Source organism: Hymenobacter ruber (genome assembly GCF_054783255.1).
Genome location: NZ_BAAGQX010000002.1, coordinates 717094 through 732567 on the forward strand (window position 1 = coordinate 717094; position 15474 = coordinate 732567).

The window sequence follows — 15474 nt, forward strand, 5'->3', positions numbered from 1 at the left end:
ATTGATTATGTCTGCTTTCCCCATCCTTCCCCCTCACCTCGACGAGGCACACCTTCAGCAGCTTACCGAAAAATTATCGGCGCAGCAGCTGGTGTGGCTGAGTGGCTATTTCTACGGTCAGGCCACCAGCGGCGGCGCGGCAGTTGCAGCTGTCGCGCCCGCCCCCGCCGTGGCGGCCCCGGTAGAGAAGCTGACCATTCTCTACGGCTCGCACACTGGCAATGGTAAAAAAGTGGCCCAGCAAGCCGCCGAAGCGGCTAAGCAGCGCGGCCTCACGGCCGAGGTGCGCGACATGAACGACTACCCCACGCGGCAGTTGGCGCAGGAGCAGAATCTGCTCATCATCGTGAGCACGCACGGCGAGGGCGAGCCGCCCATTTCGGCCGAGGAATTACACCAGTTTATCAACGGTAGTCGTGCTCCGAAGCTACCGAAACTACGCTTCGCCGTGCTGGCGCTGGGCGATACGAGCTATCTGCATTTCTGCCAGACGGGCAAGGATTTCGACCAGCGTTTGGCGGAATTGGGCGGCACCCGACTGCTTGACCGCGTGGATGCGGACGTGGATTATCAGGATGCCGCGAGCCAGTGGATTGAAGCCGCTTTGGAGAAGATTGCCGGGACTGCTGCCAGCAACGCCGAGAATCCGATTGCAGCTGGAGCATCAGTGTCAGCAGTTTCCCTACAGCCAGTTGAAGCCGTCGCTACTTTCACCCGTGAAAATCCTTGGCCGGCTCGCGTGCTGGAAAGCATTCAGCTGAACGGGCGCGGCTCGGATAAGGAGACGTACCACATCGAGCTGGATTTGGCCGGCTCGGGCTTGCAGTACGCACCCGGCGATGCGCTGGCGGTGCGCTCCATCAACCATGACCCGCTGGTGGAAGAAGTGCTGCGCGCCGCCCGCCTTTCCGACTCTGCGCCGGTGCAACTGGGGGCCGAAAGCCTGCCGCTGGCCGCCGCCCTGGCCAGCGGCCGCGAGCTCACCGTGCTCACCCGCGACGTGTTGGAACGCTACGCTGCCCTGGCTCCGCACGCCGAATTGCATGGCCTGCTGGCCGATACCACGCGCCTGCAGCCCTACCTCTACGGCCGCGACGTGGCTGATTTGCTCACCGATTTTCCTACCGACCAGCTCACCGCCCAGGCCTTGGCCGACACGCTGCGCCCACTCCCCACCCGCGCCTATTCCATCGCCAGCAGCCTGCTGGCCCACCCCGATGAAGTGCACCTCACCGTGGGTGCGGTGCGCTACGAGGCCCACGGCCGCCGCAAGCACGGCGTGTGCTCGTCGTTCCTGGCCGACCGCGTGGCGGTAGGTGACGAGGTGCGGGTGTTTGTGGAGCACAACGAGTATTTCAAGCTACCCCAAAACCCGGCCACCGACATTATCATGATTGGGGCCGGCACGGGCATCGCGCCGTTCCGCGCCTTTGTGGAGGAGCGGGTGGAGCTGGGCGCTACCGGACGCAACTGGCTGCTGTTCGGAAACCCGCATTTCACCACCGATTTTCTGTACCAGGCTGAGTGGCAGCAGCACCTCAAGCGCGGCGGGCTGGCCCGGTTCGATGTGGCTTTTTCGCGCGACCAGACCGAGAAAGTCTACGTGCAGGACCGGCTGCTGGAGAATAGCCGCGAGGTATTCAGCTGGCTCGAAAATGGCGCGCAGTTCTACGTGTGCGGCGATAAAAACCGGCTGGGCGGGGCGGTGCAAACGGCACTCACGCAGGTAGTGCAGCAGGAAGCCGGCCTCTCGGCTGAAGATGCGGCGGCTTACGTGAAGAGCCTACGGAAGCAGCGCCGCTATTTAGAGGACGTGTACTAGTCCGAAATGGGTAATCCACTGAATACCATACTGAATGCACCTTCATTCCTCTCACCCAACCAATCTATGAAAACCACCTCCGCCTTAAATAATCCCTGTTGTTGTCGAATGTGCCCGCTTCTCAGCCTCTCATTTTCGACTTCAACTTCCCCGATTCATGAAATCCTATTACCCCTCATTCCTCCTTTTTCTCATCCTGTTTCTGGCTAGCATCAGCGCGGCCTTTGCCCAAACCCAACTGATTGCAATCAGCGGTGTGGTGCACGAGAAGGGCACCAACGAGGCCCTGCCCGGCGTGAGCATCAGCGTGAAAGGCGCCAGCACCGGCACCCAGAGCGACGGCGACGGCAAATTCGCCCTCAAAGCCAAACTCACTTACCCGTTTACGCTCGTCTTCAATGCTCTGGGCCACGAGGCGGTGGAACTGGAAATTCTGAGCAGCAGCCAGCCGCTGAATGTGACGCTCGAAGCCAAGGGCGTGCTCACCAACGAGGTCGTGGTATCGGCCTCGCGGGTAGAGGAAAGCCGGCTGAAATCGCCGGTAGCCATTGAGAAGCTGGACATTCGGGCCATCAAGGAAACGCCCGCGCCCAGTTTCTACGACGCGCTGGAAAACGTGAAGGGCGTGCAGATGCTCACCAGCAGCCTCACCTTCAAAGTGCCGAATACGCGGGGCTTTAACATCCCGAACAACTTCCGTTTCATGCAGTTGGTGGACGGTGTAGATATGCAGGCGGCCACGCTGGGCGTGCCGCTGGGCAATGCCATCGGGCCAACGGAGCTTGACATTGCCAGCGTGGAGGTGACGCCCGGCGCGGCCTCGGCCCTCTACGGCATGAACGCCATCAACGGTATGGCCAACCTCACCACCAAAAGCCCTTTCACCTACCAGGGCCTGAGCGTGTACCAGAAAGTAGGCGTGAACCACGTGGGCAGCGCCGCCGACCGCAACCCCAGCGCCCTCACCGAGACCGCCATCCGCTACGCCCAGGCGCTGGGCAGCCGCTGGGCCTACAAGGTGAACGTGGACTACCTGCGCGGCACCGACTGGCTGGCCAACAACCAAACCGACCAGAACCCGCAGGGCCTGAGCACCTCCAACCCCGGCTTCACGGAGCTGTCGGGCGCGGCCAACCCCGCCGCCGACCTCTGGAACCGCTACGGCGACGACACCAACTCCTCGCTCACGGTAACCATTCCCTACCAGGGCAAAAACCAAGCGTTTACGGTGACGCGCACGGGATATTATGAGAAGGATTTGGTGAATCCCATTGTGCGCAACATCAAGGCCGATGCCAGCCTGCACTACAAGCTGACGAATAAATTGGAGCTGAGCTACGGCTACCGATTCGGGCTGATGGACGGCGTGTTTCAGCGCGGCAACAAGATTCAGCTCGACGGCGTGACCGTACAAAACCACAAGCTGGAACTGAAAGGCGCCGACTTTGTGGTGCGCGCCTACGCCTTGCTCGAAAACACCGGCGACTCCTACAACCTCAATCCCCTGGCCCTGAACCTGGACCTGCAAAACGGCTCGAATGCTGTATGGGGCAACAAGTTCAAGACCGCGCTGCAAAGCCAGCTGGCCAACGGCATCGCCCTTGCGCCCGCCATGGCCGCCGCCCGCGCCGCCGCCGATGCCGGCCGCGCCGAGCCCGGCACGCCTGCCTTCGACGCTCTGAAAGCGCAGATTGTAGCCACCAACAACTGGGACAGCGGCGTGAACGTGGCCGGCGCGCCCACGCCCGGCGGCGCGGCCCTTTCGCAGCACAGCCGCACCTACCACACCGAAGGCGTGTGGAACCTGGGCCAGCGCGTGAAATTCGTGGACTTACTGGTGGGGGCCGATGCCCGCGTGTACCAGATTATCCCCGACGGCAACAATTTCGTGGATTTCAGCCTGCCGCTGGCCGAGCGGAATCAGGCCGGCGGCGACTTCGTGTACTACAAGAAATACGGTGCGTTTGGCCAAGCTACCAAACTGCTGCTCGGCGATAAGCTGAAGCTCACCGGCTCGCTGCGCGTCGATTACAACCCCGAGTTCACCGCCAAAGTGAACCCGCGCTTGGCTGCCGTGTACACCGTAGCCGAGAAGCACAATTTCCGCGCCTCCTACCAGAATGGCTGGCGCTTTCCCTCGCTGTTTGAGGCGCTGTCGTTTGTGAACAACGGCAACGTGCGCCGCGTGGGTGGCCTCTCCCGCGTGAACGAGGGCCTGAACTACCTGCAAAACTCCTACACCCGCACCAGCATCGACCAGTTCAACGCGGCCGTGAATGCCTACGTGGCCGCCAATGCCGGCAGCACCGCCGCGCAGGCCGCCGTACTGCCCCAAAACCGCGACTTGCTGAAAGTCGCCAACCTGCCCACCGAGCAGCCCGAGCAAATCAACGCCTACGAAGTAGGCTACCGCAGCGTACTCCTCGACAACCGCCTGGCCATCGACGCCGACGCGTACTACAACGTGTACTCCGGCTTTCTGGGCCAGGTGGAAGTGAGCGTGCCCAAAGACGCCAACGGCCAGCAAGTGCCCGTCGGCTCAGATGCCGCCGCCCTGGCCGCCCTGCGCACTAACCGCGACGCCCGCCAGGACCGGTACCGCGTCTACACCAACTCGCGCCAGGACTACCACAGCTATGGCTCCACGCTGGGCCTCACCTACAACTTCTACCAGAAGTTCACCGTGGCCGGCAACGTGAACTACAACGCCCTGTCGAAGAACAGCCAGGCCGATGTGTTCGTGACCGGCTTCAACACCCCAAAATGGGCCACCAATGTGTCAGTCGGCAACCGCGAAATCGTAAAAAACTTCGGCTTCAACGTGAACTGGCGCTGGCAGGACTCCTTCTATTGGGAAAGCCCGCTGGCCAACGGCCAGGTGCCCGCCTACTCTACTTTGGATGCCCAAGTGAACCTGCGCGTGCCCACGCTGAAATCGACTGTGAAACTCGGCGGCACGGACATTCTCAATAAGCGCTACTTCCAATACGCCGCCGGCCCCACGATTGGGGCGCTGTACTACGTGAGCGTGGTTTTCGACGCCACGGTGCTGCACTAACTGTGCTGCATTAGTAGGGTGCGGGGCTTGCCCCCGCCCGCCATTGAATGAAATCATGCATCCGGCACAGACGCCGGGCGGGGACAAGCCCCGCACCCTACCTCAAAATTTCAATACGGTGTATTTTATGTCCGATATCCTAGCTCCGCAGAAACTCTCCGAAGTCGAGCACGTCAAAACCGCCAGCCGCTACCTGCGCGGTACCATCGTCGAGAGCCTGCGCAACCGCCTCACCGGCGCGCTGAACCACGATGACACCCACCTCATCAAGTTCCACGGCTCGTACCAGCAAACCGACCGTGACCTCGATTCCGAGCGCAAGCGCCAGAAGTTGGAGCCGCTGTTTTCCTTCATGATTCGGGTGCGGATGCCGGGCGGCGTGGCCTCTTCCGCCCAATGGCAGCGCATGGACGCCTTGGCCGACGCCTATGGCAATGGCTCCCTCAAGCTCACCACCCGTCAGACCTTCCAGTTGCACGGCGTGCTGAAGCGCGACCTCCGCCCCACCATCCAGGGCTTCAACGATGCGCTGCTGGACAGCATTGCCGGCTGCGGCGACGTGAACCGCAACGTGATGTGCAACACCAATCCGCACGAGTCGCCGGTGCACGCCGAGGTGCAAGCCGTAGCGGCCGAAATCAGCGCCCACCTCACGCCGCGCACCACCGCCTACCACGAAATCTGGCTCGACGGCGAGTTGCAAAACACCACCGAAGCCACCGACGACGCCGAGCCTATCTACGGCAAAACCTACCTGCCGCGCAAGTTCAAAATCGCCCTGGCGCTGCCACCCTACAACGATTCAGACATTTTCTCGAACGACATCGGCCTCATCGCCATCGAGGAAAATGGCCGGCTGCTGGGCTTCAACGTGGCCGTGGGCGGCGGCCTGGGCATGACCTTCGGCCTGCCCGAAACCTACCCGCGCCTCGCCGACCTCATCGGCTTCGTGCCCGCCGAAAACGTGGTGGACGTGTGCGAGAAAATCGTAACCATCCAGCGCGACTGGGGCAACCGCGAAAACCGCAAGCTCTCGCGCCTCAAGTACACCATTGACCGAGCAGGCTTGCCCGCCTTCGTGGCCGAGCTGCACCAGCGCTTGGGCTACGCGCTGGCCGAAACCCGCCCCTATCAGTTTCACAGCTCCAGCGACGCCTTTGGCTGGACCGGCAATGCTGACGGCCCTTCGCACCTGGTTTTGTTTGTAGAAGGTGGCCGCGTACTCGACCGGCCCGGCTACCGCCTCAAAACCGCGCTACGCGAAATCAGCGCCTTCCACACCGGCGAATTCCGCCTCACCGGCAACCAGAACCTGATTCTGGCCAAAATCGAACCCGCTCACCGCGTCCGCATTCAGGCCATCCTCGAAAGCCACGGTGTCGGCCCCAAAGCCGAGCAACTCACGGCCCTGCGCCGCAACGCCCTGGCCTGCGTGGCCCTACCTACCTGCTCCCAGGCCTTCGCTGAAGCCGAGCGCTACCTGCCCCAGTTGCTGGATAAGCTCGACGCCGTTATCCGCGCCCACGGCCTGGCCGAAGCGGGCATTCTCATCCGCATGACCGGCTGCCCCAACGGCTGCGCCCGGCCCTACCTGGGCGAAATCGCCCTTGTCGGCAAGGCGCCCGGCCGTTACAACCTCTACCTCGGCGCCAACCACGCCGGCGAGCGCCTCAACAAGCTCTATCTCGAAATGCTGGACGAAGACGGTGTCCTGCGCGAGCTCACGCCCCTGCTGGCCGCCTACGCCGCCAACCGCCAGCCCACTGAGGGCTTCGGCGACTTTGTGGTGCGTACCGGTGTTGTGAAAGCCACCCGGCACGGGTTGGACTTTCACGCCTGATTTTATTATCTTTCTGAGCTATGGATTCCAATTTCCCTAATCCCACCAGCCCGGCGGTGGCCCCCCCGCCGCCAGATGCTACTTCACCGGCCAACAACCTGTTTCCCATCTTCCTGAAGCTGGAAAACATGCGCGTGCTGCTGGTGGGCGGCGGCAACGTGGGCCTGGAAAAGCTAGGAGCCATTCTGCGCAACAGCCCCGCTACGGCCGTGACCGTGGTTGCGCCGTACATCCTCCCCGAGCTGCGCGAACTGGCCGCCCGCCACCCCAAAGTGCAGCTGCACCAGCGCCCCTATCAGGACCGCGACCTCGACGACAAAGACCTCCTGTTCCTGGCCACGGACGACGTGGCCCTGCACCGCTATATCGGCGCGGCGGCGGCGGCCCGCCAGCTCTTCACCAACGTGGCCGACACGCCCGAGCTATGCGATTTTTACCTCTCCTCGGTGCTGCAGAAGGGCGATTTGAAAATTGCCATCTCCACCAACGGCAAGTCGCCCACGGTGGGCAAGCGCCTACGCGAAGTGCTGGCCGAAGTACTGCCCGCCGAGCTGGCCTCGGTGCTGGGCCAAATGACCATCATCCGCAGCCGGCTAAAGGGGGATTTCGCCGAAAAAGTGAAGTCGCTGAACGCCGTGACTGCCGAGCTGGCCCACGGCCCCGCCTACGAAACGCCCGCCACCGTGTACTGGCGGCGCGTGGCCACGGGCGCGCTCGTCACGTTCGCGGTTTTCATTTTCATCAACATCCTCTCCTACTACTTCACCCCGGCGCAGGCGTGGCAGCTGGTGCGCTCATCGGGCACGTTCTACACGTTTGTGGCCGTGGGCTTCCTGGCCCAGATGGTGGACGGCATGCTGGGCATGGGCTACGGCGTGGTATCGGCCATCAGCCTGATGTCGCTGGGGTTGAGCCCGGTTTCGGTAAGCGCCAGCATTCACACGGCCGAGGTCTTCGCCAGCGGCGCATCGGGTTACAACCACTACCGGTTTGGCAACGTCAACAAGCGCCTGTTTCGGGTGCTGCTGCTGCCGGGCATCGCTGGCTCCGTTAGCGGGGCGCTGCTGCTGGCGCATTTCGGCGAAACCTACGCCGGCTACGTCAAACCGATTCTGGCCGTGTACCTGTTGTTTCTGGGCCTGCGCATCATTACCAAAGCATTCCAGAAAGCAGCGAAAAAACGTAAAAAGGTGAAAAATGCCGGCTGGCTGGCCGGAGCCGGCGGCTTCCTCGATTCCTTCGGCGGCGGCGGCTGGGGGCCGCTGGTTACCAGCACGCTCATTACCAACGGCCGCACGCCGCGCTACGTCATTGGTACGGTGAGCTTGGTCGAATTCTTCGTGACGTTTGCCAGTGCCTTTACATTTTTCACCATTCTGGGCATTTCGCACTGGCAGATTGTGCTGGGCCTCATCGTGGGGGGCGTGGCGGCGGCCCCCATTGCGGCCCGGCTGGCCGGCCGCCTGCCCACCCGCTGGATGTTCGTGGGCGTGGGACTAATGGTTATCATCTGGAGCCTCTGGGCGCTGCGCAAGCTGCTGTAGAACCGGGGCGGAGTTCCGTTTTTACCTTTGACGCTTTCGCATCACCAATCTCTTTCCATGCGCCAGCGTTTCCTACCCATTCTATTGCTCGCTACCCTGCTGGGATGCAGCAAGTCCGACTCCAACCCCATCGTCGATTTTGGCGAGGGCGAAGGCATCACCTACCGCACCGGTTCAAACTTCCCCGCCGGCCCCAACGACCCTACCGACTGGACTTCGGACGGCGAGTGGAACAAGCAGGAACGCGCCCTTTTCGCCGACCTCGGCTTCGACCTGAACGGCGCGCAGCAAGCCGGTGGTTTAATAAGTTCCTCTCCCGCTTATCCTAACCCTTCGGCCGGCCAAGCTAGCTGGTCCCTGAATGCCCAACGTCCGGCTGGCGGCCTAGCCACTATTTATTCGATGCGCGCCCTGTTGGTGAACCGTCAATATAAAATCATGCGCCAGTTGGGCCCTACCGAATTTGTCAATGGCATAAGGTTTTCGCTGGATTACATCGGCGCGGGCCTCGGTCCCAACGAACTATATCGGCTTTACTACGTGGTGTACGATGCCAATGGCCTTATGTATAAAGGCCACGGCGACGTGCGCTACAGCCCGCAATAGCCGGTTATATCCAGACACAAAAAAGCCCCGCCGAATCCATCGGCGGGGCTTTTTTGCTTATTAATGCGCAAGCTAAAGCATACGCTATACGTCAAACTTGATGCCCTGCGCCAACGGCAATTCTGTCGAATAGTTAATGGTATTCGTCTGGCGGCGCATGTACACTTTCCAAGCGTCGGAGCCGGATTCGCGGCCGCCGCCGGTTTCCTTCTCGCCACCAAACGCACCACCGATTTCGGCCCCGCTCGTGCCGATGTTCACGTTGGCAATGCCGCAGTCGGAACCGCTGGCGGCCAGGAAAACTTCGGCTTCGCGCATGTTCAGCGTGAAGATGGACGATGACAGGCCTTGGCGCACGTCGTTTTGCAGCTCAATGGCCGTTTCCACGTCGCCGCTGTACTTGATGAGGTAGAGGATGGGTGCGAACGTCTCCTCCTGCACCGTGTGGTAGTGGTTTTCCACTTCTACCAGGGCCGGGGTCACGTAGTGGCCGCCGTTCAGCTCGGGGCGGGCTAGCACCTCGCCGCCGCTCAGCAGCTTGCCGCCTTCGGCCTGCACGGCCGTCAGCGCATTTTCGAACATTTTCACCGCGTCGGCGTCAATCAGCGGGCCAACCAGCGTGCCCGTTTGCAGCGGGTGGCCGATGGGCAGTTTGGGATAAATGGCCAGCAGGCGGTTTTTCACTTCCTCAAACACGCTGTCTTCGATGATGACGCGGCGGGTGCTGGTACAGCGCTGCCCGGCCGTGCCCACCGCCCCAAACACAATGGCCGGGATGGCAATTTTGAGGTCGGCGTTTTTGGTCACGATGATGGCGTTGTTGCCGCCCAGCTCCAGCAGGGCGCGGCCCAGGCGCGCGCCCACCACTTCGCCCACCTTGCGCCCCATGCGGGTGCTGCCCGTGGCCGATACCAGCGGAATGCGCTTGTCGGCGGCCATTGCGGCCCCGATGCTGGCATCACCGATAATCACGCTGAATACGCCTTCGGCAATGTTATTCTCAGCCAACACGTCCTTGATGATGTGCTGCACAGCCACGGCGGTGAGGGGCGTTTTCTCCGAAGGCTTCCAAATGCTCACGTCGCCGCACACGGCGGCCAGCATGGCGTTCCAGCTCCACACGGCCACCGGGAAGTTGAAGGCCGAAATGATGCCCACGATGCCCAGCGGCTGGTACTGGTCGTACATACGGTGTGCGGGGCGCTCCGAGTGCATGGTGAAGCCGTGCAGCTGCCGGCTCAAACCCACGGCAAAATCGCAGATATCAATCATCTCCTGCACTTCGCCCAGGCCTTCCTGGAGGATTTTGCCCATCTCGGCGCTCACCAGCTTGCCCAGCGGCTCCTTGAATTCGCGCAGCTTGTTGCCAATCTGGCGCACGATTTCGCCGCGCTTGGGAGCCGGCACCAAGCGCCAGGACTTGAAGGCTTCCTGTGCGGACTTCACTACGGTTTCGTAGTTATCAGCGGTGGCGAAAGCCACGCTGGCAATGCGACGGCCATCGGCGGGCGCGTTGATGACGCGGCGGTCGGCGTTCTGGTCGCCGCCCCAGGTGCGGCCGGTGCTGTAGGCGGCGTTATCGGCCTGCACGCCCAGCTGGCGTAGCACGTCCTGAATGCCGTGGGGGTCGTGGTGGGGGTGCTCAACGGTAACGTCGGCAGCGGTGGCTTCTTCGAGGGCCTGCTTCATGGGGTGGTTGGGGGTGGGATGTTGCTGCGGCAAAGCTACGGGTTGCCGGGGAGTTGGCCCAGCCGCTACACCTTGCGCGGCTCCTGCGCCAGCAGGTGCAGGTTGCTGAACACATCGAGGCTGTTGCGGCGCATGCCCCGTACTTCCTCGTCCGACAGTTGCCGGATTTTGGTGTGAAAGTCCTTGTAATACACCATAAACACGGCCAGCTCCGTTACCCGGTTCTCATAGGGCACCATGTTTTCCAGCACCGCATCAAAGAAAACCGGGCTGTGCGTGGTCACGAAATACTGGTTGGTTTGCTGAGTGGCAATGCGTTCGGCCAGTTGCGAAACGTATAGCGGGTAGGAATGCGCCTCGGGCTCTTCCAGCAAAATCACGGTGTTCCGGTTCGATTCCATGGCCGCCAGGTGGAAGCCGTAGCGCTGCAAAGTATCGCCGCTGCTCGAGTACGGATAGGCAAAGCTCAGGCCGTCCAGCTCCTTCATCACCTCGAAGCGGTTGGCATCGGGGCGCACGCGCAGGCGCAGGTTGTGGTCGGCAAAGAGGGTGGCAAATTCGTGGCGCAGGTCGGCGCTGGCTTCCAGCACCTGCACCAGATTGTTGCCGTGGGGCGGGCGCAGGCCGGCATCGGCATAGCGGCGGTCGAGGTGGGTGTTGCGCTTGAAACGGTAGGATTTCACGGCCCGGGGCTGCCAGACCGGCCGCGACGCTAGGTAGCGCCCGTCGGCACCCGGCCGGTCGGTCACCCCGTCGCGGTCGAACTCGGTGTAGATGAAGCCGGGCTCGGGCAGCGCGACGGCATTGGCCAGGTGGCTGTGCAGGCGGGCCAATAGCAACGCATCGTCGTTGCTTCGGGTGCGGCTCCGGCCTTCCAGCAGCGGCAGTCCCAGTTGGGCCCGCAGCAGCAGGTAAGCCGTTTGGCTGAACGCTCCGTACTGAAACCGCTTGGCGTCGCCTTCGCCCACGCGGCCTAGCAGGCACACGTCGCGGTCGGTTTCCACCCGGATGGGGGCCGTCATCAGGCTGTCATGGAACAGCTGCGCCGGCTTCTCATACCGAATGAAGCTGCGCATAAAGCGTTTTTTCTGCTCAAACGGAAAGCTCCCCAGCAGGCTCATGGACTCCAGCACCGTCGATTTACCCACGTTGGGCTGCCCGATGATGAGATTGACCCGCCGCGGGTGCAGCACAGCACCCCGAATCGACTTGAAGTTCTGAATATAAAGGGTGTTGATTACGTTCTCCATTGAATAAGGGAAAGCTGGGCACGCTGTATAAACCAAGTAGAAACACTAAGCCATTCGACTCCCAACTTGGGATAACAACTACGTTAGAACCCACCCATAAGGGCTAATTACGAACACATGAAAAGACGCATTTTTTATATTTTTTCTTTGACGGTCAACGCCATACCTGGTTTATGATGAATACAGAGTCAACCACGTCCGCCTCATCGATTCCTCAGCTCAATTTTTTCCCAAAATGGGATTCCAACATTGTAAAAACACCGAAAACGAAAAAAGCCCCTGCCGCGTCGGCAGGGGCTTTTTCGTTATTCAACCACGACGGGCTATTCCTGCCCGATGGGGTAGTAGGCCTTGCGGCCGTCGGGGTACACGCCTTCCACCAGCGCGCCCGAGTTTTCGCGGGCCTGGTCGAGGTAGCTTTTCACGTCGGCGGGCTTGGTCACCTGGTTCTTGTCGATGCGGGTGATGATGAAGCCATCGGCCATGCCCGTCTCGCGGAAGTTACTGCCTTTGATGCCCGAAATTTTGGCCCCGCCTTCCAGGCCGAGTTTGGCTAGGTCACGGGCCGGCACGGCGGCAATGGTTGCGCCCTCGTACTTGATGGCGGCTGCTATCGCATCCTCGCGCACGATGCCGGTGGTGCCGGTGGCATTGCGCAGAATGGCTTCGGCCAGACCGGCCGTACCGCCGCGCGTGTAGCTCACCTTGATTTTGTCGCCAGGACGGAAACGAGCCACCTGCTCTTGCAGCTGCGACGAGGTATTCACCGCCACGCCGTTGATTTGGGTGATGATGTCACCCATCTTCAAGCCAGCCTGCGACGCTGCGCTGCCTTGGGTGAGACCCTGCACGTACACGCCATTCAGGGTATTCAGCTTTTTCTCCGAAGCCAGCTTGGCGTCCACTTCCTGGATTTGCACGCCGAGCAGGGCGCGCTGCACCACTTTGTATTTCAGCAGGTCATCGACCACTTTGCTGGCCAGCGAGCTGGGGATGGCGAACGAGTAGCCTTCGTAGGAACCCGTGTGCGAGGCAATGGCCGAGTTGATGCCAATCAGGTCACCGTTCAGGTTCACGAGGGCGCCGCCCGAGTTGCCGGGGTTCACCACGGCGTCGGTCTGGATGAACGACTCGATGCCCATGTTGTCCTTACGGCGCAGGATGTCGATGTTCCGGCCTTTGGCCGAAATGATGCCGGCCGTCACGGTCGAGTTCAGGTTGAAGGGGTTGCCCACGGCAAGCACCCACTGGCCCACTTTCACATCGTCGGAGTTGCCATACTTCACGAAGGGCAGGTTGTCGGCCTTCACTTTCAGCACGGCCAGGTCGGTGTTGGGGTCGGCCCCCACCAGCTCGGCTTCGAACTTGCGCTTGTCGTCGAGCACGACCTCAATCTTGGAGGCTTTGTCGATAACGTGGTTGTTGGTCACGATATAGCCGTTGGCGGCGATAATCACGCCCGAGCCCGAACCCTGGCCGCCGCCCTGCGGCTGCTGGCCATGAAACTGCTCCAACTGGTCGCCAAAAAACTGGCGCAGGAACGGGTCCATCTGCTGCTGGCGCTGGTCGACGGACGGCGCGGCATATTCGGTCATTACGTGCACCACGGCCGGGGTTACGGCGGCGGCGGCGGCCACAAAATTCAGGCCCTCGGGCACGGCGTAGGGCGTGCTCCGCATCTCGGAAGTGTAACGCACCTGGGGGTCGGCGGCTACGGCCTGAGGCGCCACCTGGGCCGGCTCGAGCAGCTTGTATCCCCCCACGGCCACGCCGCCGCCGAGAATGGCAGAACCGAGCAGGCCGAGCATCATTTGTTTTGCTTGCATGGGTAAGGGAAAATTTGAAAAAAGGGTGAATGGGGTGAACAGAGAGCCTAATTTAGCATCAGTCGAATGAAAACCGGATGAGTCCAGCCAGGTTATTTCCGGCTTAACGCAGAAAGGATTCGCTTTCGCGTGCGAAGGTTGCTTTCAGCAGAAAACAGGCCAAAACCAGCTTGTCAGCAGCCCAACGCTGGCGGCTGCAAAAAAGGCACCCCGAGAGGTGCCTTTTTTTACAAACCGGCCCGCGCTTAGCGGATTTCGATGTGCTGGGTGGTCACTTTTTCAGTGTCGAAGGGCAGCGTCACGCGCAGGATGCCATCGGTCAATTCAGCGGCAATGGCCTTCACGTTCACGGTATCGGGCAGGCGGAAGGTGCGCGAGAAGTGGCCATAGTTGGTTTCGACGCGGCGGAACTTGGGCGCGGCCGGAGCCTCGGGAGCTACCACAGCGGGCGTATTTTCATCGGTGGGAGCGGCGGCTTCGGCAGCAGTGGCGGCTTCTTTCGCAACAGCCACCGGGTTGGGCCGGGAGCCGGAGACGACGAGCTGGCCGTCGAGGAATTCCAGGTTGACGGCCTCTTTTTTCATGCCGGGCAAGGCCAGGTGCAGTTCAAAACCGGTAGCGGTTTCGAGGATGTCGGCGGCGGGCACGAAGGCGGGCGTGGGCTGCGCGGTGGCCGTTTGCGGCTCGCGGAGCATGTCGGCCAGCATGGCGCTCAGAGCGCGGCTGGGACGGAGGGAAGGGCGGTTATTATACAGCAGGGTTGCCATTGAAATATAGAATGTTAGGAGAAGTGAAAGAATCACAGCCGGCTGACGGCCTACTTCGCTTCCTTAAATTCTATACCAATCGATTTATGCGGGCTTTTTAACGACAATTTGTCTTATTCAGGAAAGCCACGTAAATATTAACTGCTCATCCCAACTGGCAGAAAGCCCGTCATATTCATTCAAGGCATAATTACCCCTAAAGCCAAGACTGAAATTTTGTCATCAGGCCGGTATCAGTGTTGGGTGGGCAGCTGCTGGCGACCCTCAGCGCTATGGAGCTGGAGGATGGTGAAGCGCAAATCAATTCCCAGTACCGGGGTTACGGCGTTGAGCCTGCCGCCGGAGGTCTGGATGCCCATCGAATTATACTGCGGCAGCGTGACCAGGTAATTGGTCTGGTACGCAAACCAGGGCGTGAAATCGAACAACCCGGCCACCCGGACGCCTACCTCGCCGCGCAGGCTGGTGAATTGGATGGTGCGCTCGTCGGGGTCGGTATCGGACGTGAGGAGACGGACGTGGGTGACGGCCTCGTAGCTCAGGCGGGGGCGCAGAGCAAAGCTACCGGTGCCGAGGGGCAGCAGCTTTTCGAGGTCGACGCGCAGGCGGGCGTTGGTCTGGCCTTTGGCCCCGGTGGCGCTGGGAAAGGTGCGCTCCAGGCTCAGGCGCTGGCCGAAGGTGAGCGGGCCGAGGGGGCCGCGGTGGCGCAGTAGCGCCTCGGGTATCAGCAGGTAGTCCTTACTGCTGGCGCTGAAGTAGCCCAGGGTAGCACCCAGGCTCCAGTGCTCGTTCAGGAAATGCTCGTAGGCCAGGTTAAGGCGCTGCTCGTCGAAGCCCAGCACCCGTTTGGGCTCGGCCCCGATGAGGTGGTTGTTGTCGGTATTTTGTTGGCCACGGGCGGTCAGGAGCAGGTAGTCGTTGCCAGGCAGGGCCAGCTCGGCTTGCACTTCGGGCCAAAGCTGCAGGCCGGAGACGGAGCGGCGCGTTTGGGCGGCGGCGGGCCAGGCCAGTAGGGCGGCTAAAAGCAGGACGCAGGGCAGAAATCGGTTCATGAGGGGAAAGTAGCGCGGAC

10 protein-coding genes are annotated in these 15474 nt (G+C 61.5%); 5 read left to right on the forward strand and 5 right to left on the reverse strand.

Annotated elements, in window-relative coordinates:
• Nucleotides 1–7 precede the first annotated feature (7 nt).
• The 5 genes from ACYVM5_RS03725 (at nucleotide 8) to ACYVM5_RS03745 (ending at nucleotide 8870) form a co-directional block, all read left to right on the forward strand.
• A complete protein-coding gene (locus tag ACYVM5_RS03725) occupies nucleotides 8–1822 on the forward strand; it encodes a diflavin oxidoreductase (RefSeq protein ID WP_460616834.1) in 1815 nt (604 codons plus the stop codon).
• A gap of 157 nt (nucleotides 1823–1979) precedes the next feature.
• Nucleotides 1980–4880 (forward strand): TonB-dependent receptor, encoded by a 2901-nt coding sequence (locus tag ACYVM5_RS03730; protein WP_460616835.1) that lies wholly within the window; start codon nucleotides 1980–1982, stop codon nucleotides 4878–4880.
• A 127-nt stretch (nucleotides 4881–5007) separates the two neighbouring features.
• Nucleotides 5008–6720, forward strand: a complete 1713-nt coding sequence (locus ACYVM5_RS03735; RefSeq protein ID WP_460616836.1) for an NADPH-dependent assimilatory sulfite reductase hemoprotein subunit — start codon at nucleotides 5008–5010, stop codon at nucleotides 6718–6720.
• 20 nt (nucleotides 6721–6740) lie between these two features.
• The gene (locus tag ACYVM5_RS03740; RefSeq protein ID WP_460616837.1) at nucleotides 6741–8264 is read left to right on the forward strand and encodes a TSUP family transporter; all 1524 of its coding nucleotides are present in this window, start codon (nucleotides 6741–6743) and stop codon (nucleotides 8262–8264) included.
• A gap of 57 nt (nucleotides 8265–8321) precedes the next feature.
• Nucleotides 8322–8870 (forward strand): hypothetical protein, encoded by a 549-nt coding sequence (locus ACYVM5_RS03745; RefSeq protein WP_460616838.1) that lies wholly within the window; start codon nucleotides 8322–8324, stop codon nucleotides 8868–8870.
• A gap of 84 nt (nucleotides 8871–8954) precedes the next feature.
• Here the strand turns inward: ACYVM5_RS03745 and amaB are convergent, their stop codons facing one another.
• From amaB to ACYVM5_RS03770, 5 genes are all read right to left on the reverse strand, one after another.
• Nucleotides 8955–10559, reverse strand: coding sequence for an L-piperidine-6-carboxylate dehydrogenase (amaB, locus tag ACYVM5_RS03750; RefSeq protein WP_460616839.1), 1605 nt, complete (start codon nucleotides 10557–10559; stop codon nucleotides 8955–8957).
• A 65-nt stretch (nucleotides 10560–10624) separates the two neighbouring features.
• Complete coding sequence (locus ACYVM5_RS03755; protein WP_460616840.1) at nucleotides 10625–11809, reverse strand: AAA family ATPase; 1185 nt, start codon at nucleotides 11807–11809, stop codon at nucleotides 10625–10627.
• A gap of 323 nt (nucleotides 11810–12132) precedes the next feature.
• Nucleotides 12133–13635 carry a S1C family serine protease gene (locus tag ACYVM5_RS03760; protein WP_460616841.1) on the reverse strand — a complete coding sequence of 501 codons (1503 nt, stop codon included), beginning with the start codon at nucleotides 13633–13635 and terminating at the stop codon, nucleotides 12133–12135.
• A 245-nt stretch (nucleotides 13636–13880) separates the two neighbouring features.
• Entirely contained in the window at nucleotides 13881–14402 is a 522-nt protein-coding gene (locus tag ACYVM5_RS03765; protein WP_460616842.1) for an Hsp20/alpha crystallin family protein, read from the reverse strand.
• Nucleotides 14403–14635: 233 nt separating this feature from the next.
• Nucleotides 14636–15454, reverse strand: coding sequence for a hypothetical protein (locus tag ACYVM5_RS03770; RefSeq protein ID WP_460616843.1), 819 nt, complete (start codon nucleotides 15452–15454; stop codon nucleotides 14636–14638).
• Nucleotides 15455–15474: the final 20 nt, after the last annotated feature.

Coding starts and splice junctions, on each gene's coding strand:
- ACYVM5_RS03725 (WP_460616834.1), top strand. CDS start 8: ATGTCTGCTTTCCCCATCCTTCCCCCTCACCTCGACGAGGCACACCTT.
- ACYVM5_RS03730 (WP_460616835.1), top strand. CDS start 1,980: ATGAAATCCTATTACCCCTCATTCCTCCTTTTTCTCATCCTGTTTCTG.
- ACYVM5_RS03735 (WP_460616836.1), top strand. CDS start 5,008: ATGTCCGATATCCTAGCTCCGCAGAAACTCTCCGAAGTCGAGCACGTC.
- ACYVM5_RS03740 (WP_460616837.1), top strand. CDS start 6,741: ATGGATTCCAATTTCCCTAATCCCACCAGCCCGGCGGTGGCCCCCCCG.
- ACYVM5_RS03745 (WP_460616838.1), top strand. CDS start 8,322: ATGCGCCAGCGTTTCCTACCCATTCTATTGCTCGCTACCCTGCTGGGA.
- amaB (WP_460616839.1), bottom strand. CDS start 10,559: ATGAAGCAGGCCCTCGAAGAAGCCACCGCTGCCGACGTTACCGTTGAG.
- ACYVM5_RS03755 (WP_460616840.1), bottom strand. CDS start 11,809: ATGGAGAACGTAATCAACACCCTTTATATTCAGAACTTCAAGTCGATT.
- ACYVM5_RS03760 (WP_460616841.1), bottom strand. CDS start 13,635: ATGCAAGCAAAACAAATGATGCTCGGCCTGCTCGGTTCTGCCATTCTC.
- ACYVM5_RS03765 (WP_460616842.1), bottom strand. CDS start 14,402: ATGGCAACCCTGCTGTATAATAACCGCCCTTCCCTCCGTCCCAGCCGC.
- ACYVM5_RS03770 (WP_460616843.1), bottom strand. CDS start 15,454: ATGAACCGATTTCTGCCCTGCGTCCTGCTTTTAGCCGCCCTACTGGCC.